This window comes from Neoroseomonas rubea, assembly GCF_016106015.1.
GTDB classification, from domain to species: Bacteria; Pseudomonadota; Alphaproteobacteria; order Acetobacterales; family Acetobacteraceae; genus Neoroseomonas; species Neoroseomonas rubea.
Genome location: NZ_JACADQ010000019.1, coordinates 1 through 23,983, shown reverse-complemented (window position 1 = coordinate 23,983; position 23,983 = coordinate 1). Strand labels below are relative to the sequence as shown.

Annotated in this window: 22 protein-coding genes; 14 read left to right on the top strand and 8 right to left on the bottom strand. The window is 70.6% G+C overall.

The annotated features are described in order from the left end of the window. The first annotated feature begins 7 nt into the window (after positions 1-7). The 7 genes from HW577_RS04195 to HW577_RS04165 all read left to right on the top strand — a co-directional run bounded on the left by HW577_RS04195 (position 8) and on the right by HW577_RS04165 (position 9,158). Positions 8-1,351, top strand: a complete 1,344-nt coding sequence (locus tag HW577_RS04195; protein ID WP_198374810.1) for a tetratricopeptide repeat protein — start codon at positions 8-10, stop codon at positions 1,349-1,351. A 138-nt stretch (positions 1,352-1,489) separates the two neighbouring features. Further along, entirely contained in the window at positions 1,490-3,067 is a 1,578-nt protein-coding gene (gene purH, locus HW577_RS04190) for a bifunctional phosphoribosylaminoimidazolecarboxamide formyltransferase/IMP cyclohydrolase (RefSeq protein WP_198374809.1), read from the top strand. Between the two features lie 87 nt (positions 3,068-3,154). Further along, positions 3,155-3,763 (top strand): carbonic anhydrase, encoded by a 609-nt coding sequence (locus HW577_RS04185; protein WP_198374808.1) that lies wholly within the window; start codon positions 3,155-3,157, stop codon positions 3,761-3,763. A gap of 52 nt (positions 3,764-3,815) precedes the next feature. Further along, on the top strand, positions 3,816-5,267 hold the full coding sequence (locus HW577_RS04180) for a DNA recombination protein RmuC (protein ID WP_232474671.1): 1,452 nt from the start codon (positions 3,816-3,818) through the stop codon (positions 5,265-5,267). After that, complete coding sequence (locus HW577_RS04175; RefSeq protein ID WP_198374807.1) at positions 5,264-6,514, top strand: NupC/NupG family nucleoside CNT transporter; 1,251 nt, start codon at positions 5,264-5,266, stop codon at positions 6,512-6,514. The genes HW577_RS04180 and HW577_RS04175 overlap by 4 nt, the downstream gene beginning before the upstream one ends. Positions 6,515-6,550: 36 nt before the next feature. Beyond that, complete coding sequence (locus HW577_RS04170; protein ID WP_198374806.1) at positions 6,551-7,882, top strand: aspartate aminotransferase family protein; 1,332 nt, start codon at positions 6,551-6,553, stop codon at positions 7,880-7,882. A gap of 103 nt (positions 7,883-7,985) precedes the next feature. Beyond that, on the top strand, positions 7,986-9,158 hold the full coding sequence (locus tag HW577_RS04165) for a M20 aminoacylase family protein (protein ID WP_198374805.1): 1,173 nt from the start codon (positions 7,986-7,988) through the stop codon (positions 9,156-9,158). A gap of 136 nt (positions 9,159-9,294) precedes the next feature. Here HW577_RS04165 and HW577_RS04160 read toward each other — a convergent pair whose 3' ends face one another. Continuing rightward, positions 9,295-10,536: an MFS transporter gene (locus tag HW577_RS04160; protein ID WP_198374804.1), complete on the bottom strand. Its 1,242-nt coding sequence runs from the start codon at positions 10,534-10,536 to the stop codon at positions 9,295-9,297. A gap of 149 nt (positions 10,537-10,685) precedes the next feature. On the opposite strand from HW577_RS04160, the gene HW577_RS04155 reads away from it, so the two are divergent. The 3 genes from HW577_RS04155 to HW577_RS04145 all read left to right on the top strand — a co-directional run bounded on the left by HW577_RS04155 (position 10,686) and on the right by HW577_RS04145 (position 14,053). After that, on the top strand, positions 10,686-11,324 hold the full coding sequence (locus HW577_RS04155; RefSeq protein ID WP_198374803.1) for an AzlC family ABC transporter permease: 639 nt from the start codon (positions 10,686-10,688) through the stop codon (positions 11,322-11,324). Continuing rightward, the gene (locus HW577_RS04150; protein ID WP_198374802.1) at positions 11,311-11,640 is read left to right on the top strand and encodes an AzlD domain-containing protein; all 330 of its coding nucleotides are present in this window, start codon (positions 11,311-11,313) and stop codon (positions 11,638-11,640) included. The genes HW577_RS04155 and HW577_RS04150 overlap by 14 nt, the downstream gene beginning before the upstream one ends. A gap of 88 nt (positions 11,641-11,728) precedes the next feature. Further along, positions 11,729-14,053, top strand: coding sequence for a S8 family serine peptidase (locus HW577_RS04145; RefSeq protein WP_198374801.1), 2,325 nt, complete (start codon positions 11,729-11,731; stop codon positions 14,051-14,053). Between the two features lie 9 nt (positions 14,054-14,062). Here HW577_RS04145 and HW577_RS04140 read toward each other — a convergent pair whose 3' ends face one another. Both HW577_RS04140 and HW577_RS04135 read right to left on the bottom strand, forming a co-directional pair. After that, positions 14,063-14,674, bottom strand: coding sequence for a Maf family protein (locus HW577_RS04140; protein WP_198374800.1), 612 nt, complete (start codon positions 14,672-14,674; stop codon positions 14,063-14,065). Beyond that, a complete protein-coding gene (locus HW577_RS04135; RefSeq protein ID WP_198374799.1) occupies positions 14,671-15,573 on the bottom strand; it encodes a pyruvate, water dikinase regulatory protein in 903 nt (300 codons plus the stop codon). Before HW577_RS04135 ends, HW577_RS04140 begins: the two co-directional genes overlap by 4 nt. 297 nt (positions 15,574-15,870) lie before the next feature. On the opposite strand from HW577_RS04135, the gene hemE reads away from it, so the two are divergent. From hemE to HW577_RS04120, 3 genes are read left to right on the top strand one after another with little or no spacing between them, the layout of a single operon-like run. Beyond that, a complete protein-coding gene (gene hemE, locus HW577_RS04130) occupies positions 15,871-16,929 on the top strand; it encodes a uroporphyrinogen decarboxylase (protein ID WP_198374798.1) in 1,059 nt (352 codons plus the stop codon). Beyond that, positions 16,929-17,627, top strand: a complete 699-nt coding sequence (dnaQ, locus tag HW577_RS04125) for a DNA polymerase III subunit epsilon (protein WP_408639518.1) — start codon at positions 16,929-16,931, stop codon at positions 17,625-17,627. The genes hemE and dnaQ overlap by 1 nt, the downstream gene beginning before the upstream one ends. Then, positions 17,628-17,822 carry a hypothetical protein gene (locus tag HW577_RS04120; RefSeq protein ID WP_198374797.1) on the top strand — a complete coding sequence of 65 codons (195 nt, stop codon included), beginning with the start codon at positions 17,628-17,630 and terminating at the stop codon, positions 17,820-17,822. Between the two features lie 3 nt (positions 17,823-17,825). On the opposite strand, the gene coaE is transcribed toward HW577_RS04120, so the two are convergent. The 4 genes from coaE to HW577_RS04100 are packed head-to-tail and all read right to left on the bottom strand — an operon-like array spanning position 17,826 to position 21,036. Beyond that, positions 17,826-18,422: a dephospho-CoA kinase gene (gene coaE / locus HW577_RS04115; protein WP_198374796.1), complete on the bottom strand. Its 597-nt coding sequence runs from the start codon at positions 18,420-18,422 to the stop codon at positions 17,826-17,828. Next, positions 18,419-19,258: a shikimate dehydrogenase gene (locus HW577_RS04110; RefSeq protein ID WP_419956572.1), complete on the bottom strand. Its 840-nt coding sequence runs from the start codon at positions 19,256-19,258 to the stop codon at positions 18,419-18,421. Before HW577_RS04110 ends, coaE begins: the two co-directional genes overlap by 4 nt. 45 nt (positions 19,259-19,303) lie before the next feature. Further along, the gene (locus HW577_RS04105) at positions 19,304-20,077 is read right to left on the bottom strand and encodes a GNAT family N-acetyltransferase (protein WP_198374795.1); all 774 of its coding nucleotides are present in this window, start codon (positions 20,075-20,077) and stop codon (positions 19,304-19,306) included. Continuing rightward, positions 20,074-21,036 (bottom strand): Bug family tripartite tricarboxylate transporter substrate binding protein, encoded by a 963-nt coding sequence (locus tag HW577_RS04100; protein WP_198374794.1) that lies wholly within the window; start codon positions 21,034-21,036, stop codon positions 20,074-20,076. The genes HW577_RS04105 and HW577_RS04100 overlap by 4 nt, the downstream gene beginning before the upstream one ends. 121 nt (positions 21,037-21,157) lie before the next feature. Between HW577_RS04100 and murJ the strand changes: the two genes are divergently transcribed. Next, positions 21,158-22,714, top strand: coding sequence for a murein biosynthesis integral membrane protein MurJ (gene murJ / locus HW577_RS04095; protein WP_198374793.1), 1,557 nt, complete (start codon positions 21,158-21,160; stop codon positions 22,712-22,714). A gap of 80 nt (positions 22,715-22,794) precedes the next feature. On the opposite strand, the gene trpS is transcribed toward murJ, so the two are convergent. Then, the gene (gene trpS / locus HW577_RS04090; RefSeq protein WP_198374792.1) at positions 22,795-23,796 is read right to left on the bottom strand and encodes a tryptophan--tRNA ligase; all 1,002 of its coding nucleotides are present in this window, start codon (positions 23,794-23,796) and stop codon (positions 22,795-22,797) included. Positions 23,797-23,983 lie beyond the last annotated feature (187 nt).

Genomic DNA, 23,983 nt, shown 5'->3' with positions numbered 1-23,983 from the left:
ACGAGACATGACCACCGACGCCCAGGGCAACGCGATCACCGCCGCATCGGATGCGGCCGTCGCGGCCTATGACCACGTCATCGACGGCTACCTGCGCTACCGTGCCGATGCCGGGCAGCGGCTCAAGGCGCTGACCACGCTCGACGGCGAGATGCCGATGGCGCGCGTGCTGCAAGGCGCCTTCGTCATGCTCGCCTACAACGCCGCCATGGTGCCCCGCGCGCGCGACGCCGCGGCCGCGGCCGCGCGGCTCGCCGGCACCGAACGGGAACGCGTGCACGCCGCCGCACTGCACCACTGGACCGAGGGCGAGATGGATGCCGCCCTCGGCGCGTGGGAGTCGATCATGGCCGCGCATCCGCGCGACATTGTCGCCTTCCGCCTGCACCATTTCTGCGCGTTCTGGCTGGGCCGCGCGGGACAGATGCTGCGCGCGGTCGACGCCGCCGCACCGCACTGGTCCGCCGCCGTACCGGGCTATGGCAGCATCCTCGCCTGCCGGTGCTTCGCCAACGAGGAAGCGGGCAACTACACGGTGGCCGAGGAAGCCGGGCGCGCGGCCGTCGCGCTCGACCCCGCCGACCTGTGGGCTTCGCATGGCGTGGCGCACATCATGGAAATGCAGGGCCGCCGCGCGGAAGGCATCGCCTGGCTCAAGGGGCTGGAGCCGCACTGGGACGGCGGCGCGAACCTCATGCACCACCTGTGGTGGCACCGCGCCATGTACCATCTGGAACGCGGAGAGCATGACGAGGTCCTCGCGCTGTACGACCGCGGCTTCCGCAACCTGGACAGCCCGCTGACCCAGGCCATGCCCGACCTCTACATCGACGTGCAGAACGCCGCGTCGATGCTGTTTCGCCTGTCCCGCCACGGCGTCGATGTCGGCGATCGCTGGGTCGAGCTCGCCGACAAGGCCGAGACGCGGATCGGCGACTGCCTGTCCACCTTCACCCTGCCGCACTGGATGATGGCGCTGGCCGCCACCGGCCGCTTCCAGGCCGCGGCGCGGATGCTGGACGCGATGCGCGAAGCCGCGCGCGGGCCCGGCACTGTCGCGCCGATCCTGCGGGAGTCGGCGATCCCGGTCTGCGAGGCGGTGCTCGCTCATGCGCGCGGCGATCATGCGGGCGCGGTGGCCGCGATGCGCCCCGCGCTCGGCGTGATGCACCGCATGGGCGGCAGCCATGCGCAGCAGGACGTGCTGGAGCAGTTGTTCCTCGACGCCGCGATCAAGGCGGGGGCGGAGGAGGATGCGCGCATGCTGCTGGAACGCGTGGCGGGGCGGCATCCCGTGGCGCCGGAGCGGCGCGTAGGATACGCGCAGGCGGCGCGAAGCGTCCGGCATTGAGGGCGGGGGCGAAGGGAACTTCTCCCCCCGAACCCCCCTCAACCTTCCTTGAATCCAAAGAAGGGAGGGGGTTCGGGGGAGGTTCGCCTCCCCCGACCTTGGTTGCGCCGCAACCACCCCGGGTCTAAGGCGCGCGCCATGACCGACCTCCTCCCCATCCGCCGCGCCCTTCTGTCCGTCTCCGACAAGACCGGCCTCGTCGAATTCGGCCGTTTCCTCGCGGCCCGCGGCGTCGAGATCCTGTCCACCGGCGGCACCGCCCGCGCGCTGCGCGATGCCGGCGTGCCGGTGAAGGACGTGTCCGAGCACACCGGCTTCCCGGAAATCCTGGACGGGCGCGTCAAGACGCTGGTGCCGCAGGTGCATGGCGGGCTGCTCGGCCGCCGCGACCTGGCCGAGCATGTCGCGCAGATGGAAAAGCACGGCCTCGCGCCGATCGACCTGGTGGCGGTCAACCTCTATCCCTTCGAGGCGACGGTCGCGAAGGGCGCGTCCTTCGACGACTGCATCGAGAACATCGACATCGGCGGTCCGGCGATGATCCGCAGCGCGGCGAAGAACCACGCCGGCGTCGCCGTGCTGACCGAGCCCGCGCATCTGGATGAGGTGCGCGCCGAGATCGAGGCGCGTGGCGGCACCACGCTGGCCACGCGCCGACGCCTCGCCGCCGCCGCCTATGCCCGCACCGCGGCCTATGACGCGGCCATCTCCGCCTGGTTCGCGCGCCAGGAAGGCCAGGATTTCCCGCCGCGCCTGGCCCTGCCAGGCCTGCTGCGCCAGGGGTTGCGCTATGGCGAGAACCCGCACCAGCAGGCGGCGTTCTACGTGGACGGCACGAACCGCCCGGGCATCGCGACCGCGGCGCAGGCGCAGGGCAAGGAACTGTCCTACAACAATCTGAACGATACGGACGCGGCCTTCGAATGCGTGGCCGAGTTCGACCGGCCGGCGATCGTCATCGTCAAGCACGCCAATCCCTGCGGCGTGGCGGTGGGCGCGGACCTCGCCGCGGCCTGGGACCGGGCGCTGCTGTGCGACCCCGTCTCGGCCTTCGGCGGCATCGTCGCAGCGAACCGGCCGCTCGACGCGGCGGCGGCGGAGAAGATCACGGCGATCTTCACGGAAGTGGTCATCGCCCCTGATGCCGACGACGCGGCGAAGGCGGTCTTCGCACGGAAGAAGAACCTCCGCCTGCTGCTGACCGGCGGGATGCCCGACCCGGCCGCGCCGGGCCTCGCCTTCAAGTCGGTCGCCGGCGGCTTCCTCGCCCAGTCGCGCGACGCGGGGCGCGTGAGCGAGGCGACGCTGAAGGCGGTGACGCAGCGCGCGCCATCGCGCAGCGAAATGGCCGACCTGCTGTTCGCCTTCCGCGTCTGCAAGCATGTGAAGTCGAACGCCATCGTCTACGCGAAGGACCTGGCCACGACCGGCATCGGCGCAGGCCAGATGAACCGCGCCGAGAGCAGCCGCATCGCTGCCTGGAAGGGAGAGGCCGCGGCGAAGGCGGCGGGTCTCGAGCGCCCGCTCGCGGAAGGCAGCGTGGTCGCCTCCGATGCCTTCTTCCCCTTCGCCGACGGTCTTGAGATCGCGGCCTCGGCGGGTGCGACGGCCGTGATCCAGCCCGGCGGTTCGATCCGCGACGCGGAGGTAATCGCGGCGGCGGACAAGGCGGGCCTTGCGATGGTGTTCACCGGGATGCGCCATTTCCGGCACTGAGGCCCGGTCATGGTGTCCAGAGGCTTTTCGGTCTCTGGCAGGGTGGCCGGGAGGGGCGGCGCCGCTCCGGTGAAGGATGATGCGCGCATGGACGAACTCATCGCCGGCTACCGCCGTTTTCGGCAGGAGACATGGCCCCAGCAGCGCGCGCTCTTCGAGGAGCTCGCGGCGCGGGGTCAACGGCCGCGCACCATGGTCATCGCCTGCTCGGACAGCCGCGTCGACCCGCAGATGATCTTCTCCGCAGCACCCGGGGAGCTTTTCGTCCTGCGCAACGTCGCGAACCTGGTGCCGCCCTACATGCCGGACGCGGCCTTCCACGGCACCAGCGCCGCGGTGGAATTTGCCGTGCGCCTGCTGCTGGTGGAACGCATCGTGGTGGTGGGCCACGCGTTGTGCGGCGGCATCCGCGCGCTGCTGGAAGGCACGCCGCCCGAGGCCCCTGACTTCGTCGCCGGCTGGATCAGCATCGCCGCCCGTGCGCGCGACGCGGCGCTACGCTGCGACGATCCCTCCGCGCGGCAGGAGGCGGCGGAGCATGAAGCGGTGCGCATCTCGCTCGCCAACCTCATGACCTTTCCCTGGGTGGCGGAGGCTGTGGCGGCGGGCCGACTCGCCCTTCACGGGGCGCATTTCGGCGTCGCCACCGGGCGGCTCGTGCTGCTCCAAGCCGAAGGGCCGGCCGCGGAGGCGTGACGCCGCCCGCCCGGCGGTGCGACACTCACCGGCTCGATTCGGGGGGGTCCGGATGCCAGGGGAAAGCCTCGCCATCCTCGGCGCGATCGGCGTCGTCGGCCTGTTGCTGCTCGTGCTGCTGCTGCGCCGGCCGGCGGCCGACCCGGTGCTGGCGCAGCGGCTGACCGACCTGCAGGCCGCGCTCGACCGCCAGGGGGAGCGCATCGCCGCCCTGCCGGCGGAATTCGAGCGCGGGCTCGCCCGGGAAGCCGCCACGATCGGCGAACGCGTGAACGCGGGCGCCATCGACCAGACGCGCGCGCTGGGCGAAGGCATGGGCCGCGTCGCGGACAGGCTGGCGGCGCAGGAAAAGGCGCTGCTCGACCGGCTGGCGGAGGATTCCGCGCGCGTCGTGAAGGCGCTGACCGAGCACAAGGACGACACCGCGCTGCTGCGCCGCGACGTGACACAGGGCATCGCCGAGATCCGCCTCGCCTTCGCCGAGGGCCTGGCCAAGCTGCGGGAGACCCTGGTCGAGGAGAATGTCCGCGCGCGCGACCAGCTCGATATCAAGCTGAAGGAACTGCGCGAAGGCAATGAGGCGAAGCTCGGCGAGATCCAGAAGACCGTCGACGAGCAGCTGAAATCCGCGGTCGAGAAGCAGATGACGGAAAGCTTCGCCCGCGTCATCGACCAGTTCACCGCGGTGCAGAAGGCGATGGGGGAGGTGCAGGCCGTCACCACCCAGATCGTCGACATCAAGCGCCTGTTCTCCAACGTGAAGACGCGCGGCGGCTGGGGGGAAGCGCAGCTGCGCGCCCTGATCGACGACATCCTGCCCCCCGGAAGCTACGAGGCGAACAAGCGCCTGTCCGAGGACACGGCCGAGGCGGTGGAATTCGCCATCCGCATGCCGACGGAGAATGGGCGGGAGGTGTTCCTGCCCGTCGACGCGAAGTTCCCGACCGAGGATTGGGACCGGCTCGTGATCGCGGCCGAAGCGGGCGACACGGAAGGCGAGCGCGCAGCGCGCCGCGCGTTGGAGGTGCGGGTGAAGGCGGAAGCGGCAAAGATCGCGGCAAAATACATCCGCCCGCCGCTGACGGTGGAATTCGCTGTCCTGTTCCTCCCCACCGAGGGTCTCTATGCCGAGATCGCGCGCATCCCCGGCGCGATCGAGGAGATCGGGCGGATGCACCGCGTGATGGTGCTCGGCCCCTCGCTGCTGCCCGCCATGCTGCGCAGCATCCAGATGGGCCATGTCACGCTGGCGCTGGGGGAGAAGGCGGAGCTGGTCCGGGAATTGCTCGGCGCCACCAAGGCCGAGATCGGGAAAATGGACGAGGTCCTGGGCAAGCTCCGCAGGCAGGTGACGGCGGTGGGCAACACCATCGACGCCGCGCAGGTGCGCACGCGCGCCGTGGCCCGCCGGCTGCGCGGCGTGGATGCGGTGGACGGCCCGCGCGCCGCCGCGCTGCTCGAGATCGAGGCCGAGGACCAGCCGGGCGAAGGCGACGAATCATGAGCATGCTGCAACTGCAATCGGCGGCGGGGCTGCTGCTGCTGGCCGCGCTCGCCTGGGCGCTCGGTGGCTTCCGGCAGAACGTCTCGCTCCGCGTCGTGGTGGTGGCGATCGCGTTGCAGCTGGCGCTGGCGGCGGCATTGCTCAACCTGCCGCCGCTGCGCGCCGCCTTTGCGCTGATCGGCGATGGGGTGAACGCGCTCGCCACCGCCACCAAGGCCGGCACGTCGCTGGTGTTCGGCTATCTCGGCGGCGGGCCGCTGCCCTTCGCCGAGCCCTTCCCGGGCGCCTCCTTCATCCTGTTCTTCCAGGCCTTGCCGCTGGTGCTCGTGGTGGGCGCTCTGTCCTCCGTACTGTATCACTGGGGCGTGCTGCCCGCGATCGTGAAGGCCATGGCGGGCGTGCTGCGGCGGCTGTTCGGCCTGGGCGGGGCGACCGGCTTCGGCGTCGCGGCAAATGTCTTCGTCGGCATGGTGGAAGCGCCGCTGATGATCCGCGCCTGGCTGGCCCGGCTGACGCGGTCGGAGCTGTTCGTCGTGATGACGGCGGGGCTGGCCACCATCAGCGGCAATACGCTGGTGGTCTATGCGCTGATCATCTCGCCCGTCGTGCCGGATGCGGCGGGTCAGCTGCTGACGGCGTCCCTCGTCTCGGCGCCCGCGGCGATCCTGGCCGCGCTGCTGATGATCCCGCCAGCCGAGGGCGAGACGGCGACCGAGGGCGGGGAAGGCATCCCGGAAAAACTCTACGACAGCAGCATGGACGCGCTGGTGCGCGGCACGCAGGACGGGCTGAACCTGCTGCTCGGCATCATGGCCTCGCTCATCGTCTTCGTCGCGATCGTCGCGCTGATAAACCTGGCGCTGGAGCCGCTCGCCGGCTTCACGTTGCAGAAGGCGATGGGCTGGGTGCTGTGGCCGGTCGCCTGGGCGATGGGGATCCCGCCGGCGGAGGCGGCGACGGTCGGCGCCTCCCTCGGCGTGAAGATGGTGGTGAACGAGTTCGTGTCCTACCTCGAGCTTGCCCAGTCGGGCGGGGCGGGGCTGTCGGACCGGTCCCGGCTCATCCTGACCTATGCGCTGTGCGGCTTCACCAACCTCGGCTCGGTCGGGATCATGGTGGGCGGCATGACGGCCATGTGCCCCGAACGACGGGCGGACATCGTCCGGCTCGGCCTGCCGGCGCTCGTTTCGGGCACCATCGCCTGCTGCATGACGGGTGCGGTCGTCGGGGTGCTGACTTCCCCCTGAAGGCGCGGCAACATCGGGGTTTCCAGGAGCGCGCCCATGACCCACATCGTCCACCGCAACCTCCGCCAGGCGCCGCCCGTCGCCGTCTCCGGCAGCGGCATCTGGCTCCGCGACGCCTCGGGGCATGAGGTGATCGACGGGTCGGGTGGCGCCGCGGTCGCCTGCCTCGGCCATGGCCACCCCCATGTGGTCGCGGCGATGAAGGCGCAGATCGACCGGCTCTGCTACGCGCATACCGCGCTGTTCAGCGCCGAGCCCGCCGAACGGCTTGCCGACATGCTGGTCGGGCACGCGCCGGGTGGGCTGACGCACGCATACTTCGTGTCGTCGGGCTCCGAGGGGATGGAGGCCGCCCTAAAAATCGCGCGGCAATGGGCGATCGAGAGCGGCCAGCCGCAACGGGTAAAGTTCGTCGCGCGGCGGCAGTCCTATCATGGGAACACGCTCGGTGCGCTCGCCGCCGGCGGCAACGCCATGCGGCGCGCTCCCTATGCGCCGATCCTGTCGGACGCCTTCAGCCATGTCTCGCCCTGCTTCGCCTATCGCGACCGGCGGGATGGGGAGACGGACGCGGACTATGTCGCGCGTCTGGCCGCGGAGCTCGAAGCCGAGTTCCAGCGCCTGGGGCCCCAGAACATCATCGCCTTCTGCGCCGAGACGGTGGTGGGCGCGACGCTCGGCTGCGCCACGGCGCTCCCCGGCTATTTCCCCGCCATGAAGGCGGTCTGCGAACGCCACGGCGCGCTGCTGATCCTGGACGAGGTCATGTCCGGCATGGGCCGCACCGGCACGCTGCATGCCTGGGAACAGGAAGGCGTGACGCCCGACATCCAGGTGATCGCGAAGGGCCTCGGCGGCGGGTACCAGCCGATCGGCGGCATCCTGGTGCATGGGCGGGTGATCGAGGCCCTGACCAAGGGCTCCGGCACCTTCAAGCACGGCCACACCTACCAGGCGCATCCCGTCGCCTGCGCCGCGGCGGTCGCGGTGCAGGAGGTGATCCGCGACGAGAACCTGCTCGAGAATGTCCGCGCCATGGGCGCGCGGCTGGAACAGGGTCTGATCGAGCGGCTCGGCAACCACGCCAAGGTCGGCGACATCCGCGGCCGCGGCCTGTTCTGGGCGGTGGAACTCGTGCGCGACCGTGCCTCCAAGGCCGTCTTCGACCCGGCGCTGGCGGCCAACGAGCGCGTGAAGCACGAAGCCTTCGCGCGCGGCCTCGCCTGCTACCCGATGGGCGGGACGATCGACGGGAAGCATGGCGACCATGTCATCCTGGCACCGCCCTATGTCGTGACGGCGGAGGAGGTGGACATGATCGTCGAGCGCTTCGGCGACGCGGTGGACGCCGCCGTCTCTGGCCTGTGACGCGGATCACGCCATATCGGTTATCGGCGCGGCGCGGCTGGACCGCCGGGTCACGCGCGGCCAGCCTGCCGCATCACGCTTCTACCGCCAGGGAACCGCCACCTTGCCGATCCTGAACCGCATCGCCGACTTCCAGCCCGAGCTGTCCGCCACGCGCCGCGACATCCATGCCCATCCGGAGCTGGGCTTCCAGGAACACCGCACATCCGACCTGGTGGCGCAGCAGCTCGCCGCCTGGGGGATCGAGGTGCATCGCGGCATCGCCGGGACGGGCCTGGTCGGTGTGCTGCGGAACGGCACGTCGGGCCGCTCCATCGGCTTCCGGGCCGACATGGACTGCCTGCCGATGCAGGAGACGAGCGACGTTCCGCACCGGTCCACCAATCCGGGGAAGATGCATGCCTGCGGGCATGACGGCCATACGACGATGCTGCTCGGCGCCGCGCGCTACCTCGCCGAGACGAAGAATTTCGACGGCACCGTCCACTTCATCTTCCAGCCGGCCGAGGAAGGCGGCGGAGGGGGCCGCGTCATGGTGGAGGAAGGGCTGTTCGACCGCTTCCCCTGCGATGCCGTCTACGCGTTGCACAACGACCCGGAATTGCCGCTGGGGGAAGCACGGATCGTCCCCGGCCCGGTGCTGGCCGCGGCGGACCGCGTGACCATCACGGTGCACGGCAAGGGCGGCCACGCGTCCCGCCCGCACACCTGCATCGACCCGGTGCTGGTCGGCGCGCAGATCGTGGTGGCAGCGCAGTCCATCGTCTCGCGGTCCATGGATCCGCTGGATGCCGCCGTGCTCAGCCTGTGCCAGTTCCATGCCGGTTCGGCCGGCAACGTGATCCCCGAGGTCGCGGAGCTGAATGGCACGGTGCGCACCTTCAAGCCGGAGGTGCAGGACATGGTCGAGGCACGGCTGCACGCCATCGTGCGCGCCATCGCCGAAGCGCATGGCGCGCGGGCCGAACTCTCCTTCCAGCGCGGCTATCCGCCGACGGTGAACCACGAGGAACAGGCGGTGCGCGCCGCGGCCGCGGCGGACGAGGTGCTGGGGGCGGCGAAGGTGCATCGCAACGCGCCGCCGCGGATGGGTGCCGAGGATTTCTCCTATATGCTGCAGAAGCGGCCCGGCTGCTTCATCGGCATCGGCCAGGGCGATGGCGGGCGCCATTCCGTCTCGCTGCACAATCCGCGCTTCGACTTCAACGACGACCTGATCCCGTACGGTTCGTCGCTCTTCGCGCGGCTGGCGGAGCGCGAGATGCCACGGGGCTGAGGCGAGGCTTTCATCGCGGTCGGTCAGCGGATCGGCCTGAGGCCGACCGCGTTCGGCACGTTGTCGCGCGCGGCCGTCCCACCCGTCCCGCGCGCCACGCCCCTGCGCCGAAGGTCAGGCCTTCGGCGCCTTGGCATCATTCCGCCGGCTGCGGGCGCTCCGCGGAGAATTCGGGCGCGCGCGCCCAGAGCTCGGGCCGGAGCTCCTCCTCCCTGTCCGGGAAGGCCAGGGCGCAGACCAGCGTGACGCCCGCCACTGCCGCCAGCACCAGCATCGCGACCGCCAGGGATCCCGTCGCCTCATGCAGGAATCCCACCAGGGGCGACGCGATCGCAGCTCCCAGGAAGCCGATGGTGAAGCGGATGGAGTAGAGCTTCGCCCGCAATTCCGGCGCGACGTAGCGCGCCGTCATGGTCTCGTTCACCGTCACCTGGCCGAAGACGCAGGCGGCGACCAGCCCCGCCACCGGCAGCACCGCCCAGCCATCCAGGAAGGAGAGCGCGATCAGCCCTGGTACCACCGCAATGCCAAGCGGCAGGAACACGCGCTTCAGCGTGCGTGAGTCGATCATCCGACCGACGGTGTATTGCGTCGCGCCGCCGCAGATCGTGGCGAGGAAGGCCAGCAGCCCGACCACCGGCAGCAGGTCCGGGCTGCCCGCAAGCCTTTCCTCCATCAGCTTCGGGATCAGCAGCGTATAGGCGTTGAACACGAGCCCCGAGACCGCGGCGATCGAGAGCAGGATCAGCACGGCGCGCCGGACGATGGCGCGCGGAATGGGCGGGAAGGGCCGCGCCCCGCCGCCCGCCTTCACTGCGTCGAACTCGGGTTCGCGCATGTACAGCAGCCCGACCGCGAAGCAGGCCACGCCCGGGATGATGAAGGCCCAGCGCCAGCCGAGCGTCGCCGCGACGAAGGCCGTCACGATCGGCGCCGTCGCGACGCCAAGATTGCCGAAGACGCCATTGATGCCCATGGCGCGGCCGACGCGGTCGCCCGCGGCCTCCACCAGCACGGCCGTGCCGATCGGGTGGTAGATCGCCGCGAAGCAGCCCATCAGCCCGAGCGCGATGCCGATGGACACGGGGCTGTCCATCATCCCCGCTACTGCCATGAAGAATCCGGTGCCGAGGAAGAAGGCCGTCATCAGCGCCCGCCGCCCGAAGCGGCCGGCGAGCCAGCCCATCGGCAACGCGCCGAGCCCGTAGGTGACGAACATCGCCGTGCCCAGCGCCAGGATGGGCCCGTAGTCGGACCCGAAGCGCGCCCGTTCCTGCGTCACCATCGCCAGCACGGCGGTGGCGAGGATCAGCAGGCAGTAATGAGTGAAGGTGTGGGCGGCATTGATGAACACCACCTGGCGCAGGGCCCGGTCCATGGCGCTTCCTCTCGCTGTGCCGAGCATAGCCACAGCGCGCGCCTGGTGGCACGCCTCTCCACGATGCGCGCGGCGCATGCCACCCTCCCGGCGTGCCGTCCTCCTTCCTCCCCGGCCTGAAAGAGGCGCTCGGTGCGCCCGGCGTCGCCATGGCCGCGACCTTCCTCGCCTTCGGCGCAGCGGTGCGTGAAGCGGGGCTGTCGGCGGGCTGGGCGCTGCTGGCCTGCTGGGGCATCTACGGCATGCCGGGGCAATTGGTGCTGGTACAGGCGGCGGCGGCAGGCTGGGCGGGCGGTGTCGGCGCCGTGGTGATCGGCGCGGTCGCGGTGAATGCGCGCTTCCTGCCAATGGCGGTCTCCCTCGCCCCGGTCCTCGCGCATGGCCCGCGCGGACGATTGCTGCCGGCGGTGCCGTTCATCGCCGTTACACCCTGGGCCGCGGCGATGCGTGCGCTTCCCGGGGTGGAGCGCGCGGACCGGCTGCCCTGGTTCCTGGGGTTTGGCCTGACATCCTGGATCGTGGCCGGCGGGGCGGCGCTGGCGGGCTTTTTCCTCGCCGGCGCGCTGGGGCAGGAGGCACGGGCGGCGTTGCTCTTCGTGAATCCGCTCTACTACGCGCTGCTGCTCGCGGCGGATCTCGACCGGCCGGCGCCGCGGCGGGCGGTCCTGTGCGGTGCGGCGGCAGCGTCGCTCGCGCTGATCCTGCCGGCCTCGATTGCGCTGCTCGCCGCCGGCATCGTGGGCGGAACGGCAGCCTTCCTGCTCGGGCGGCGCCGTGCCGCCGGCTGATCTCGCCCTTCTGCTCACGGCGCTCGCCTGCCTGGGGCTGCGGCTGGCCGGGGTGTGGCTTGCGGGCGGCCTGTCGGTGGATCATCCGGCGATCGCCTGGGCGACGGCGGTGGCGCAGGCGACGCTCGCGGCCTTCGTGACGCTGGCGATTCTCCTCCCCCCAGGCGCGCTGGCGGAGGTGCCGCTCTTCGCGCGGCTCGCCGGCCTTGGCGTGGGTGTCACGATCTGCCTCGCCTTCCGGCGGCGGCTCCTGCCGTCCCTGCTGGCGGGCCTGGCGGCGATGCTGGTGGTCAGGGCCCTGCTGCAGGGAGGATGATCGGCGCTTAACGTCCATTAACCGATGGCTGGGTAAACCGGGTGTGAGGGCGCGGACCCGCCGCGCCGAACGCTACCGGAGTCCCGCCATGTCGCCGCGGCCGCAGCAGCTTCTCTCCCCGCTTCCGGACCCGCTGGCGAACCCTCTGTCCGATCCGTTCCTTCCGCCGGGCGTGGCGTCCGCTGAAGCGCCGGTCGAGCAACCGGTCGAGATCCTCGTCACCTTCACGCCCGAAGCCGGGGCGGCCGAGATCGCAGCGGTGCTCGATGCCGTCGGCGCCATCAAGGCGACGCCCGTCTTCGTGCCCGAGCCAGAGGCGGCGGATGGCCTTGTGCTGCGCGTGACGCCTGCCGAGGGGCGTTCGGCCGAGACCATTTCCGGCCTGCCTGGCGTCGCCGCGGCCGAGCCGGACGCGATCCTGACCATCGCCGCGACCAGTAACGACCCGACCTACGTGAATGGCGGCCTTTGGGGAATGTATGGCGACACCACGCCGGTACGGAACGTCTTCGGAAGCCAAGCCGGCGAGGCCTGGGCCGCGGGGGCGACGGGGTCGATGAAGCAGGTGATCGGCATCGTCGACACCGGGATCGACTACCGCCATGCGGACCTCTACCTGAATGTCTGGCTGAACCAGAAGGAGATCTCCTCGGCGCTGAAATCCGTGTTGAAGGATGTCGACGCGGACGGCCTCATCACCTTCCGCGACCTGAACAACAGCCAGAATGCCTCCTACGTCCGCGACGGCAATGGAAATGGCCGCATCGATGCCGGCGACCTTCTGACCGACACGCGCTGGGAGAACGGAATCGACGAGGACGGCAACGGCTATCGCGACGACCTGGTCGGATGGGACTTCGTCAACAACGACAATGACCCGCTCGACGACAACGGGCACGGCACGCATGTCGCCGGCACGATCGGCGCGATCGGCGGCAATGGCGCCGGCGTGGTGGGTGTCGCCTGGAACGTGCAGATGGCGGGGCTGAAGTTCCTCGCCGCCAATGGGTCGGGCTACACCTCCTCCGCCGTCATGGCGCTCGACTACTTTACGGGCATGGCGCGTACCGCATCCTCGGGCGAGAATTTCCTCGCCACCAACAATTCCTGGGGCGGCGGCGGCTATTCCCAGGTGCTGTCGGATGCCGTCGCGCGCGGCGCGCGGGCCGATGTGCTGTTCGTCGCCGCGGCCGGCAATGGCGGCGGGGATGGGATCGGCGACAACAACGATGCCGTCGCCAACTGGCCCTCGAACCTCAGCACGACCGCCAGCGCCGGCTATGAGGCGGTGATCGGCGTCGCGGCGCTGAATTCGAGCGGTGGGCTCGCCGCCTTCTCCAACTACGGCGCCACCACCGTGGACATCGCAGCACCTGGCGTGGGCATCACCTCGACGCTGCTCGCCGGCACCTACGGCACCTACAACGGCACATCGATGGCGACGCCGCACGTGACCGGTGCGCTAGTGCTGGAAGCCGCGCTCAACCCGGGAGCCACCGGCGCCCAGCTGCGTGCCGCGCTGCTCGAGACGGCGGCGGCGACATCCTCCGTCGCGGGCAAGGTCGCGACAGGCGGGCGGCTCGACATCGGCGCGCTGATCGCGCGCGACATCCCCGATGGCAGCCAGCCCCCGGTGACGGCGCCTGTCGCCGACGAGACCGCGTCGATCACCGGCCTGCGCGACAATGTCGGCCGCTGGAAGGGCACGATTGGGAATGGCGGCACGACGGACGACACCACGCCGACGCTGACGGGCACGCTCTCCGGGGCATTGGAAGTGGGCGAGAGGCTCGCTGTCTACCGGGACGGCATCCATGTCGGCAGCGCGTCCTGGACAGCGGGGAGCGGCGGTACACGCTGGACCTTCACCGAAGCGAACGCTGTCGCCGATGGCATCCATGGCTGGACGGTGCGGGTCGAGGATGTTTCGGGAGCCATTGGCACGGCTTCGGCCAGCTTCACTGCGACGATCTATTCCGGACCGAGCAAGGTGACAGGCACGGCGTGGAGCGACGTACTCCGCGGCACGGCGGATGCGGATGTGATGCTGGGCGTTCCGGGTACGGATGGCAGCCTCGGTGCAGGCACCGTCGACCGCATGTCCGGGGGCGCGGGGCGGGATGTCTTCGTCCTCGGCGACGCCCGCGGCGTCTTCTACGACGACGGCAATTCGGGCTCCGGCGGGCGCGGCGATCATGCCGTCATCACGGATTTCGCACGTGGCATCGATCGGCTCCAGCTGTCCGACGATCCCATGATCTACATCGCGGCCCGGACGCAGGTCGGCACGGATCGCGGGCTCGGGATCTATGTGGATGAGAACATGAATGGGCGGCTCGACGCCTCGGACGAGTTGATCGCAATTCTGTCCGGCGTCACCCGCCTGTCAGCGTCGGACCTGATCTGGGCGTGACCCTTCTGGTCAGCCCGTCAGGACGCGGTGCTGGCGGAGGAAGTCGAGCAGGGCGAGGAGTGGCAGGCCCAAGATCGCCGCATGTTCACCCTGAACGCGGCTGAACAGCTGCACCCCCGGGCCCTCGAGCCGGTAGGCGCCGACCGACTGTGTTACGTGCTCGCCCTCGGCAGCGAGGTAGCTTTCAAGGAAGGAATCAGAAAAGTCGCGCATGGTCAGCCGCGGCATCGCGACATGTTGCCAGACGCGGCCGCCATGCCGGTGGCATACGATCGCCGTGACAAGGTCATGCGTCCGGCCGCGCAGGCGCCGCAAATGGTCGCGCGCGCCATCGATGTCCACGGGCTTGTCGAACCAGGTGCCCTCGCAGACCAGAAGCTGGTCGCAACCAATCACCACTGCGTCCGGTGCGCGCCGGGCAACGCGTTCGGCCTTCGCATCGGCGAGCATCAGCGCGGCATCGACAGGGGGAATGCCCTCGGCCTGTGCGGATTCCTTGATCGTCGCCTCGTCCACCGCGGCGGCCTGCGCGATGAAGCGCAGGCCTGCGCTCTCGAGCACCGCGCGTCGAGCCCGGGATGCCGAGGCAAGGATCAGTTCTGGACTGTCGGCCTGGATCATGGCGCGCCAGGGCGTTGGCCGAGCACGGCGGCGGCGGGATCCTCAGGCTCGTGCGGCTGCGCACCATCCTTCCGGCGTGCATGCCAGGCGTCCATCAACTGTAGCACCGTCGCCGCCGTTTCCTCGATGCTCCGCCGCGTCACGTCGATCACCGGCCAGCCGCGCGCGGTGCAGAGCCGGCGCGCCGTGACGATCTCCGCCTTCACCGCCTCGGGGTCGATGTAGTCGGTCGCGTCCTGCCGCACGCCGGCGGCGCCGATGATCTTCAGCCGGTGCCGACGGATATCGATCAGCGCATTGACCTCGATATGCAGGCCGACAACTGGGCAAGGCGGGTTCTCCAGCGCATCCGGAAGGCTGGCCCCTGGGACGAGAGGCACGTTCGCCGCCTTGATGCCGCGGTTCGCGAGGTAGAAGCAGGTCGGCGTCTTGCTGCTGCGCGAGACACCCACCAACACCACGTCGGCGTCGCGGATGCCGAGCGTGCCCTGCCCGTCATCATGGGACAGCACGTAATGCATGGCGTCGATGCGACGGAAGTAGTCGGCGTCCATCACGTGCTGCGCCGCGCGCTTTTCCTTCGCTCGCGCGCCGAGAGCGCCCTGCAGCAAGTCCATGACCGGATCGAGCGGGGAGAAGCAGGGCAGGCCGAGGCGTCCGCACGTCTCCTCGAGGGCCAGCCGCAGGCTCGAATCCACCAGCGTGTAGAGGACCGGACCCGGCTCATGCTCGATGCCTTCCAGCACCCGGTCGAGCTGGAGCCGCGAACGGATCAACGACCAGCGATGATGGATGACATGATGGTTCTCGAAGCGGGCGAGCGTGGCCCGCGCGATCGAGTTGAGGGTCTCGCCTGTCGAGTCCGAGACCAGGTGCAGGTTGATCTGCCGTGCGTGCATGGGTGGAGAATAGCGTGGATTGCTGTGGATGACGGGGACCGTTTCGCCCCGTGGTAGCCCCATCGGTGGATGGGAGGGAACAGGTCCGGCGTCGCTGGTCCAAGGGACAGGATTTCCTTGGCCGTGTGCAGGCACGGGGCAGATCCCGGCCGTGCCTGTGTTTCCACGGGATGCGCGTCAGATCGTCCTGTGGGCAGCCCTGTGGAGGACCCCGGGACGGGCTGCGTCCCCCTTATCCACAGGCCCAACCCCTATCCCAGCCTTCCTCTAATCCTATTTCTTTGCGAAGGGTTGGACATGGAAGCTGATCGCACGACACCCCCGGCCAAACCCCTGCTGCGCGCCCTCGCCGGCGAAGCGGTCTGGCCGCCGCCCGCCTGGCTGATGCGCCAGGCTGGGCGCTACCTGCCCGAATACCGTGAGGTCCGGGCCCAGGCGGGCGATTTCGTCAGCCTCTGCACCAACCCGCAGCTCGCGGCGGAAGTCACGCTCCAGCCCATCCGCCGCTACGGGATGGAAGCCTCGATCCTGTTCTCCGACATCCTGATGGTGCCCTGGGCCCTCGGCCAGCCGCTTCGCTTCGCCGAGGGGGAAGGTCCGCTGCTTGAGCCGCTGCGCGACGCGGATGCGATCGCGGCACTCGATCCATCGGTGGTGGTGGCGCGGTCGGCGCCCATCATGGAGACCGTCGCGCGGGTGCGCGAAGGGCTGGCGGCGGAGGCGCCGCGCACCACGCTGATCGGCTTCGCCGGCGGCTGCTTCACCGTCGCCTGCTACATGCTCGAGGGGAAGGGCTCGAAGGAATTCCCGGCCGCGCGCGGCCTCGCCTATGCCGATCCCGCCCTGTTCGGACGTCTGATCCGCACATTGCAGGAAGCCACGGCGGAGTATCTCGTGGCGCAGGTGGAAGCGGGCGCCGAGACGCTGATGATCTTCGATTCCTGGGCCGGCATGCTCTCCCCCGGTCAGTTCCGCCGTTGGGTGATCGAGCCGACCGCCTCCATTCTACGGACGCTGCGGCGCCGCTGCCCTGGCATTCCGGTGATCGGCTTCCCGCGCCTGGCCGGACCCCTGCTGGCCGACTATGCGGCGCGCGCCGGGGTCGATGCGGTCGCGATGGACACCTCGATGGATCCGCGCTGGGCTGCGCAGGCGGTGCCGGAGACAATGGCGCTGCAGGGCAATCTCGACCCGCTCGCGCTGGTTGCCGGCGGCGCGGCACTGGAAGCCGAGACGCGGTCGATCCTCGCCGCCATGCGTGGGCGGCCCTACATCTTCAACCTCGGTCACGGCATCGTGCCGCAGACGCCGCCCGAGCACGTCACGGCCCTGATGCGGCTGCTGCGATCCGCCTGATGCGGCAGGTGGTGCTGGACACGGAGACGACGGGCCTCGACCCGCTGCAAGGCGACCGCGTGATCGAGGTCGCCGCGGTCGAGCTGGTCAATCTTCTCCCGACTGGCGCCAGCTTCCACCGGCTGGTGAACCCGAAGCGCGACATCCCCGCAGAAGCCACGCGTGTGCACGGCTTCACCAACGCGGACCTCGAAGGCAAGCCTGGCTTCGAGGAGGTGGCAGAGGATCTGCTCGCCTTTCTGGGCGATTCCCCGATCATCGCCCACAACGCGCCCTTCGACTTCGGCTTCATCGATGCTGAACTGCTGCGCTGCGGGCGAAAGCCGCTCGATCGGTCGCGCATGGTCGACAGCCTCGACATGGCGAAGCAGCGCTACCCGGGCATGCCGAACAGCCTTGATGCGCTGTGCCGGCGGCTCGGCATCGATAATTCGATGCGCACCTCCCACAACGCGGTGCTCGACTGCAGGCTGCTGGCCGAGGTCTATCTCGAATTGATGGGCGGCAAGCAGCCGGGCTTCGAGCTGGCGGCAGCGCTGGCTGGCAGCGGACCTGTGCTTGTCGATGGCGAGGCCGTGTCCTGGACGCCGCGCCCGATCATGGTGCCGGAAGACCGGGCTGCTGCACATCAGGCCTTCGTCGCGGCGAAGCTGAAGGACGGGCTATGGCTCAAGCCGCCCTTCGCCACGGAGGCCTGATTGCGGCTCTTCCTCGGCCTTCTCCTCGGTTTCGTCCTTGGGTGGATCGCGACCTCGGCTGCGGCGCTGACCTATGGCGAGCTGGCCGGGGTCAGCCAGCGGGAAGGCGCCTTCGCGATGGGCGCCATCTTCCTCATGGGTCCGCTGGGCGGTGTTGTCGGCGCGGTGCTCGGCGCCTTGCTGGCGCGACGCTGACGGTCAGCCCGGCGCGTCGCGCAGGCGCCTCATCAGTCGTCGGATCGCCGCCTGGGCGAAGAAGCGGCTGAGTCCGGTCGGGATGACCGCATCAGCGTGACGCCGCTTCTCGGCATCGGGCATCTGGCGCGTGCGGATCGCGGCTAGGCGTTCCTCGGTCATTCCCTTGCGCCGCAGCACGCGCGCGCGCTGCACGGCATCGGGGGCAGAGACGATCACGACGCGGTCGACGCGTGTCTGGCCGCCGGTCTCCAGCAGCAGCGGCACATCGAGCACCACGAGGCGCCTGCCCGCACGGCGCGCGGTCGCGAGAAATCGTCGCTCCTCATCCCGCACAAGCGGATGGACGATCCGTTCGAGCAACCTCAGTGCATCGGGCTTGCCGAGCACCGCGGCGCGCAGCGCCTCCCGATCCACGCGGCCCTCGCGCACGCTGCCCGGAAAGGCCGCGCCGATCGGCGCGACGGCCCGGCCGCCCCGGCCCTGGAGCCGGTGCACGGCCGCATCCGCATCGAAGACCGGCACGCCGAGCCGGCGGAAGGTGGCCGAGGCGGTGGACTTGCCCATCCCGATCCCGCCGGTGAGACCGATGACGATCATCGCGGCGGGATGTCCGCGGCGACCGCCTCGCGCAGCGCCGCATCGACACTGGGTGCGACCCCGAACCAGGCCTCGAAGCCCGGACGCGCCTGGTGCAACAGCATGCCGAGCCCATCGACGGCCACGAGGGCCCGTGCGCGCGCTGCCGCGAGCAACGGCGTTTCCAGGGGTACATAGACGATGTCGGACACGACCGCGGCGGATGGCAGCGGCGTGAGATCGATGACGAGTGCCGGCTGGCCCTGCATGCCGAGCGACGTGGTGTTCACGAGCAGCGCCGCGTCCGAAAGTGGTGGCGTATCCGCCACGGCGATCGGCCCACCAAGGTCGCGCGCCAGCGCCTCCGCCCGCGCGGTGCTGCGGTTCACGAGCGTGACGCCGGGGCATCCGCGATCCAGCAGCGCAGCGGCGATCGCCCGCGCCGCGCCACCCGCGCCGAGCAGCACGGCCGGCCCCTTGGCGGGCGACCAGCCGGGCGCACCGGCCTTGACCGATTCCACGAAGCCGAAGCCGTCGGTGTTGGACCCTGTGATCCGTCCATCCTCGAAGGCCAGCGTGTTCACCGCCCCAGCACGGCGCGCGGTCGCATCGACCGTGTCGCAGACGGCAAAGGCGGCTTCCTTGTGTGGGATCGTGACATTGGCCCCGCGGAAGCCGAGATCGACCAGCGCCCGTACCGCCGTGGCGAAGCGGTCCGGATGCACAGGCAGTGGCAGATAGGCGCCGTCGATGCCATGGCGTTCGAGCCAGGTGCCGTGCAGGCGCGGGGATCGGGAATGCGAGACGGGCCAGCCGAGAACCCCGGCAAGGCGCGCGTGACCGGTGAGCAGGCGCATGGCGGGAGCAAGCCCTGGCGGCGGCCCGCTGGCAAGAGCATGGCCTCAGCCGAAGCGTAGCGCGGGCAGCGCGTCCGCCGCGCGGACGAAGTAGCGATAACGATAGGCCTCGACGAGGCCGAGCCCATGGTTGAGCGCGAGCGATGGCGCGTTGCTTGCCGCCACTTGGCAGAAGAACCATGCGACCCCTTGCCGGGCCGCCCAATCCGCCGCGGCGCGCACCACGCGGCCGGCGAAGCCCCTGCGGCGATGTTCCGGTCGGACAGCGAGGTCGAAATAGGCCGCGAGAGGCCCCGCCGCGACCACCGACGCGACAGCCGCCGAAGCACCATCCTCCTGCAGCGTGATCCAGGCGCCGGGCACGGTCAGCAGCGGCGGGGTGCCTTCCTTCTCCCGGCGCCGGGCGGCCGTCTGGTGTTCTGCCGTCGCAGTCACTGCCATCCACTCGGCATCCGGCGCAGGCAGGGTCTGTGCTGCGGGATCCGGCTCCGCGACCGTGGCGACGGGCGCCAGCAGGATCGCCGTCTCGTCCCTCTCGACATAGCCGCGCGCGGCGAGCAGCGCGGCCAGCCCCGGGGGATCGAGGGGCGTCGAGCGGAAGCGCGGGGGCATGCCGAGTGCGGCGTAGCGCGCCTCGATCCGCGCGATGCGGGCCTCGAGCTCCGCATCGGACGCCGGGTCGAGCGAGGAGGCCGCATTCGCCCGCCCCGTGCCCCCGGCAAAGGCACGCACCACGAAGGGTCCGTCGAAGCCGGTGCGGGGGGCAGGCACGCAGGTCAGCGTCGCACGTTCTAGCGCTGCGACATCGGGCGGCGTCACGGCTGCAGGCCGAGCCGGCCGATCAGCATTTCTTCCATCCGCGCCGTCTCGGCGAGGAACGCTGTATAGGCGCCACCGTCGCGATAATCCTCGGTCATGTCGTGCCGTTCGAGCATGGCGCGCACCTCGGTGGTGCGCAGCGCGGCCAGGAAGGCATCGTGCAGCGCCGTCGCGGCCTCGGCAGGCAGGCCCGGCGGGGCGACGATGCCGAAGGGCGCGGTGACGGTCAGCCGATAGCCTAGCTCTCGCAGCGTGGGCGCTTCGGGCCAGCGCGGCAGGCGCTGCGCGCTCCAGACATGCAGCCAGGCGGCCTCGCCGTCCTGGACCAGGGCGCCGATGCGGACCGGGCCGGCCATGATGTCGACGTCGCCGGCAACCACCGCGCGGGCCCCATGCATCGTGCCGCGGAAGGGGACATGGACCGCCTGGACGCGCTCACGCAGAAGCAGCCGCGCCATGGTCAGGTGCGGCGTGGAGTTCACGCCGGGGGTGCCGTAGGACAGCGTGCCCGGCTTCTCCCGCGCCTCGCGCAGGAAGCCGGCCCAGCCATCCGGGAAGCGGTCCGCCTTGGCGATGGCGCCATAGGCGCTGCCGGCCAGGCCCAGGATGGGGGTCGCGTCCCGCTCCGCCTCGAAGGGCAGCCCTTCCAGCAGGGCGGTGCGGATCGCGGAGGCCGGCAATTGCGCGACCAGTCGGCCGTCGGACGGCGAAGACGACAACGCCGCGATGGCGCGGACGCCCCCGCGGCCGGGTTTGTTCTGAATGAGGATCGGCTGCCCCAGCCGTGGTGCGGCGGCCTCGGCGATCGCCCGCATGACATCGTCGTTCGACCCGCCCTCGGCGAAGGGGACGATGAGCGTCACAGGCCCGCCCGGCGTCCAGGCGGCGCCGGCGGGGCGGGCGATGGCGGGCAGGGTGAGGGCGCCGAGGACGAAGGTCCGGCGCGCGATCCCTGGCATGCGGGTCGTGTCTCCCTGGTCGGGACGGGTCGCGCAATCTGCCTCGCCCAGCCCGGCGGCGCCAGAGGCAGCCCGGCAGGTCCGCCTTGCTTCCGCCGGGCAGCGGGGGCAGAGGGCGCGAATGTTCCGTTCCGTGATGACCGTCGGTGCCTGGACCATGGCGAGCCGCGTGCTCGGCTTCGCGCGCGACATCCTGATCGCTGCGCGCCTCGGCGCCGGGCCGGTGGCCGATGCCTTCTTCGTCGCGCTGAAGCTGCCGAACCTGTTCCGCCGCCTGTTTGGCGAGGGCGCCTTCAACGCCGCCTTCGTCCCGGCCTTCGCCGGTGCTCTGGTGAAGGAGGGACAGGACGCGGCGCGGGACCTGGCGGAGCGGATGGGCGCGCTGCTCGCGCTCTGGCTCGGGCTGCTGACGGTACTGGGGCTGATCTTCATGCCGCAGGTGCTGGCAGTGCTGGCACCCGGCTTCCGGGCGGACCCGGAGAAATTCGCGCTGGCGGTGGAGCTGACGCGCATCACCTTCGGCTACCTGCCGCTGATCTGCCTCGTCGCGCTGATCTCGGGCGTGCTGAACGCGCTGGACCGCTTCGCAGCAGCCGCCGCGGCGCCGGTCTTCTTCAACCTGTTCCTGATGGCCGCGCTGGCGGGCCTTACCCCGCATGTCGCGACGCCGGGGCATGCACTGGCCTGGGGCGTGCTCGCCTCGGGCTTCGTGCAACTGGCGATGGTCTGGGTCGCGGCGCGGCAGGCGGGCATGGCGCTGCGGCTGCTTCGCCCGCCAGCGCTGACGCCGCCGGTGCGGGAGGTGCTGCGGAAGATGGCACCCGGCGTGCTCGGGGCGGGCGTCACGCAGATCAACCTCGCCGTCGATGTCGTGATCGCGTCGCTTCTGCCCTCGGGCGCCGTGTCCTACCTCTATTACGCCGATCGCATCGCGCAGCTGCCGCTCGGCGTGGTGGGCGCGGCGCTGGGCACGGCGCTGCTGCCGCTGCTGGCGCGGCAACTGCGGGGCGGGCAGAGCCTTTCGGCGCATCGCAGCCTGAACCGCGGCGTCGAACTCGCCTTGCTGCTCGCCTTGCCCGCAGCCGCGGGGCTGGCCGCTGCGGCGATGCCCATCATGGCCGCGCTGTTCCAGCGCGGCGCTTTCGGGGAGGCGGCGGCGGCGGCGAGCGCGGCGGCGCTCATGGCCTATGCGCTCGGCCTGCCGGCCTTCGTGCTCGTGAAGGTCTTCGCGCCAGGCTTCTTCGCGCGCGGGGACACGGCGACGCCGGTGAAGGTCGGTTTGTTCGTGGTGGCGCTGAACCTCGCGCTGAACCTGCTGTTCATGGGGCCGCTGGGCCATGTCGGCGTGGCACTGGCGACAGCACTGGCGGCCTGGGTGAATGCGGGGCTGCTCGCCTGGCTGCTGGTCCGGCGCGGCGCCTATGTGGTGGATCGGCGGGCGCGCCGGCGGGTCCCCCGCGTGCTGGCCGCGGCGACGGTGATGGGCATCGTGGTGGCGCTGCTGGCCTGGGCGCTGCCGGCCGCCGGGACGTCCGTGGCGCGGGCCGCGATGGCGGCGACGGTGATCGGCGCAGGTGGCGTCGTATTCGTCGCGGCAGGGATCGCGCTCGGCGCGTTCGATCCGCGGGAGGTGTGGCGGATGCTGCGGCGGAAGCGGGAGAAGGGCGGGGGAGGGTGAACCTATCCGCGCCCCCTCGCTCTCCTACCAGCGGGTACTGACCGCCGGCGCCACGAAGAACGACAGGTGGTAGGGCGGCCTCAGCGCGCGGGGAGGAATCCCACGATCTCGCGCGCGCGCTTCATGATCGGCTCCGCGATCTCCCGCGCGCGGTCCGCGCCCAGGTGCAGCGCGGCGTCCAGCGCGAAGGGGTCGTCCAGCAGGCGCTTCATCTCGGCAGCGATCGGCTGCAGATGCGCGACCAGCGCGTCGGTGAGCGTGGACTTGAACGGGCCGAAGCCCTGTCCGCCATGCTCGCGCAGCACGTTCTCGGGCAGCGTGCCGGTGATCGCGGCCAGGATGCCCACCAGATTGCGCGCCTCCGGCCTTCCCTCGAGCCCCGCCATGTGGTCCGGCAGCGGTTCCGGGTCCGTCTTGGCGCGCCGGATCTTGAGCGCGATCGTGTCGGCATCATCGGTCAGGTTGATGCGCGACTGGTCGGACGGATCCGACTTCGACATCTTCTTGGTGCCGTCGCGCAGCGACATGACGCGCGCGGCGACACCCTGGATCAGCGGCTCGATCGTTGGGAAGAAGTCCACGCCGTAGTCGTGGTTGAACTTCTGCGCGATGTCGTTGGCCAGTTCCAGGTGCTGCTTCTGGTCGTCGCCGACCGGCACCTTGGTCGCGTGATAGGCCAGGATGTCGGCCGCCATCAGGTTCGGATAGACGTACAGGCCCGCCGAGGCGGCTTCCCTGTCCTTGCCGGCCTTGTCCTTGAACTGCGTCATGCGGTTCAGCCAACCGAGCCGCGCGATGCAGTTGAAGATCCAGCCAAGCTCGGCATGGGCGCTGACATGGCTTTGCACGAACAGCGTGCAGCGCCTGGGGTCGAGCCCGCAGGCGATCAGCGCCGCGGCCATCTCCCGCGTCTGGCGCGTCAGCTCCTTCGGGTCCTGCCAGACCGTGATGGCATGCAGGTCAACGACGCAGTAGATCGCCTCCGCCTGGTCCTGCAGCGGCACCCAGTTGCGGATGGCGCCGAGATAGTTGCCGAGGGTGGGCACGCCGGAGGGCTGGATGCCTGAGAAAACGCGGCTCATCGCGAGGGGACCGTCTGCCTGGATGGGGCCGGCGTGATCCCGCGCCGGGGCCGGGGCGTCAAGCCCGTGGCGGAGCGGCCCGGGATGCGCGACCCGGTCGCGGAGCTGCCCGGCTGGGTCGCCGCCATCGCTGCGCGGCTCGACGTCTTCGCCCGCGGGACGCCGGGCGCCCGACGGGCAAGGCGCG

Excerpts from the sequence above, each read along its gene's own strand:
- HW577_RS04170 (WP_198374806.1), top strand. The coding sequence starts at position 6,551 with ATGACCCACATCGTCCACCGCAACCTCCGCCAGGCGCCGCCCGTCGCC.
- HW577_RS04160 (WP_198374804.1), bottom strand. The coding sequence starts at position 10,536 with ATGGACCGGGCCCTGCGCCAGGTGGTGTTCATCAATGCCGCCCACACC.
- coaE (WP_198374796.1), bottom strand. The coding sequence starts at position 18,422 with ATGATCGTCATCGGTCTCACCGGCGGGATCGGGATGGGCAAGTCCACC.
- HW577_RS04110 (WP_419956572.1), bottom strand. The coding sequence starts at position 19,258 with ATGCGCCTGCTCACCGGTCACGCGCGCCTTGCCGGGGTTCTCGGCTGG.
- hemE (WP_198374798.1), top strand. The coding sequence starts at position 15,871 with ATGGAAGCTGATCGCACGACACCCCCGGCCAAACCCCTGCTGCGCGCC.
- HW577_RS04175 (WP_198374807.1), top strand. The coding sequence starts at position 5,264 with ATGAGCATGCTGCAACTGCAATCGGCGGCGGGGCTGCTGCTGCTGGCC.
- purH (WP_198374809.1), top strand. The coding sequence starts at position 1,490 with ATGACCGACCTCCTCCCCATCCGCCGCGCCCTTCTGTCCGTCTCCGAC.
- murJ (WP_198374793.1), top strand. The coding sequence starts at position 21,158 with ATGTTCCGTTCCGTGATGACCGTCGGTGCCTGGACCATGGCGAGCCGC.
- HW577_RS04185 (WP_198374808.1), top strand. The coding sequence starts at position 3,155 with ATGGACGAACTCATCGCCGGCTACCGCCGTTTTCGGCAGGAGACATGG.
- HW577_RS04140 (WP_198374800.1), bottom strand. The coding sequence starts at position 14,674 with ATGATCCAGGCCGACAGTCCAGAACTGATCCTTGCCTCGGCATCCCGG.
- HW577_RS04155 (WP_198374803.1), top strand. The coding sequence starts at position 10,686 with ATGGCCGCGACCTTCCTCGCCTTCGGCGCAGCGGTGCGTGAAGCGGGG.
- HW577_RS04135 (WP_198374799.1), bottom strand. The coding sequence starts at position 15,573 with ATGCACGCACGGCAGATCAACCTGCACCTGGTCTCGGACTCGACAGGC.
- dnaQ (WP_408639518.1), top strand. The coding sequence starts at position 16,929 with ATGCGGCAGGTGGTGCTGGACACGGAGACGACGGGCCTCGACCCGCTG.
- HW577_RS04195 (WP_198374810.1), top strand. The coding sequence starts at position 8 with ATGACCACCGACGCCCAGGGCAACGCGATCACCGCCGCATCGGATGCG.
- HW577_RS04145 (WP_198374801.1), top strand. The coding sequence starts at position 11,729 with ATGTCGCCGCGGCCGCAGCAGCTTCTCTCCCCGCTTCCGGACCCGCTG.
- trpS (WP_198374792.1), bottom strand. The coding sequence starts at position 23,796 with ATGAGCCGCGTTTTCTCAGGCATCCAGCCCTCCGGCGTGCCCACCCTC.
- HW577_RS04180 (WP_232474671.1), top strand. The coding sequence starts at position 3,816 with ATGCCAGGGGAAAGCCTCGCCATCCTCGGCGCGATCGGCGTCGTCGGC.
- HW577_RS04100 (WP_198374794.1), bottom strand. The coding sequence starts at position 21,036 with ATGCCAGGGATCGCGCGCCGGACCTTCGTCCTCGGCGCCCTCACCCTG.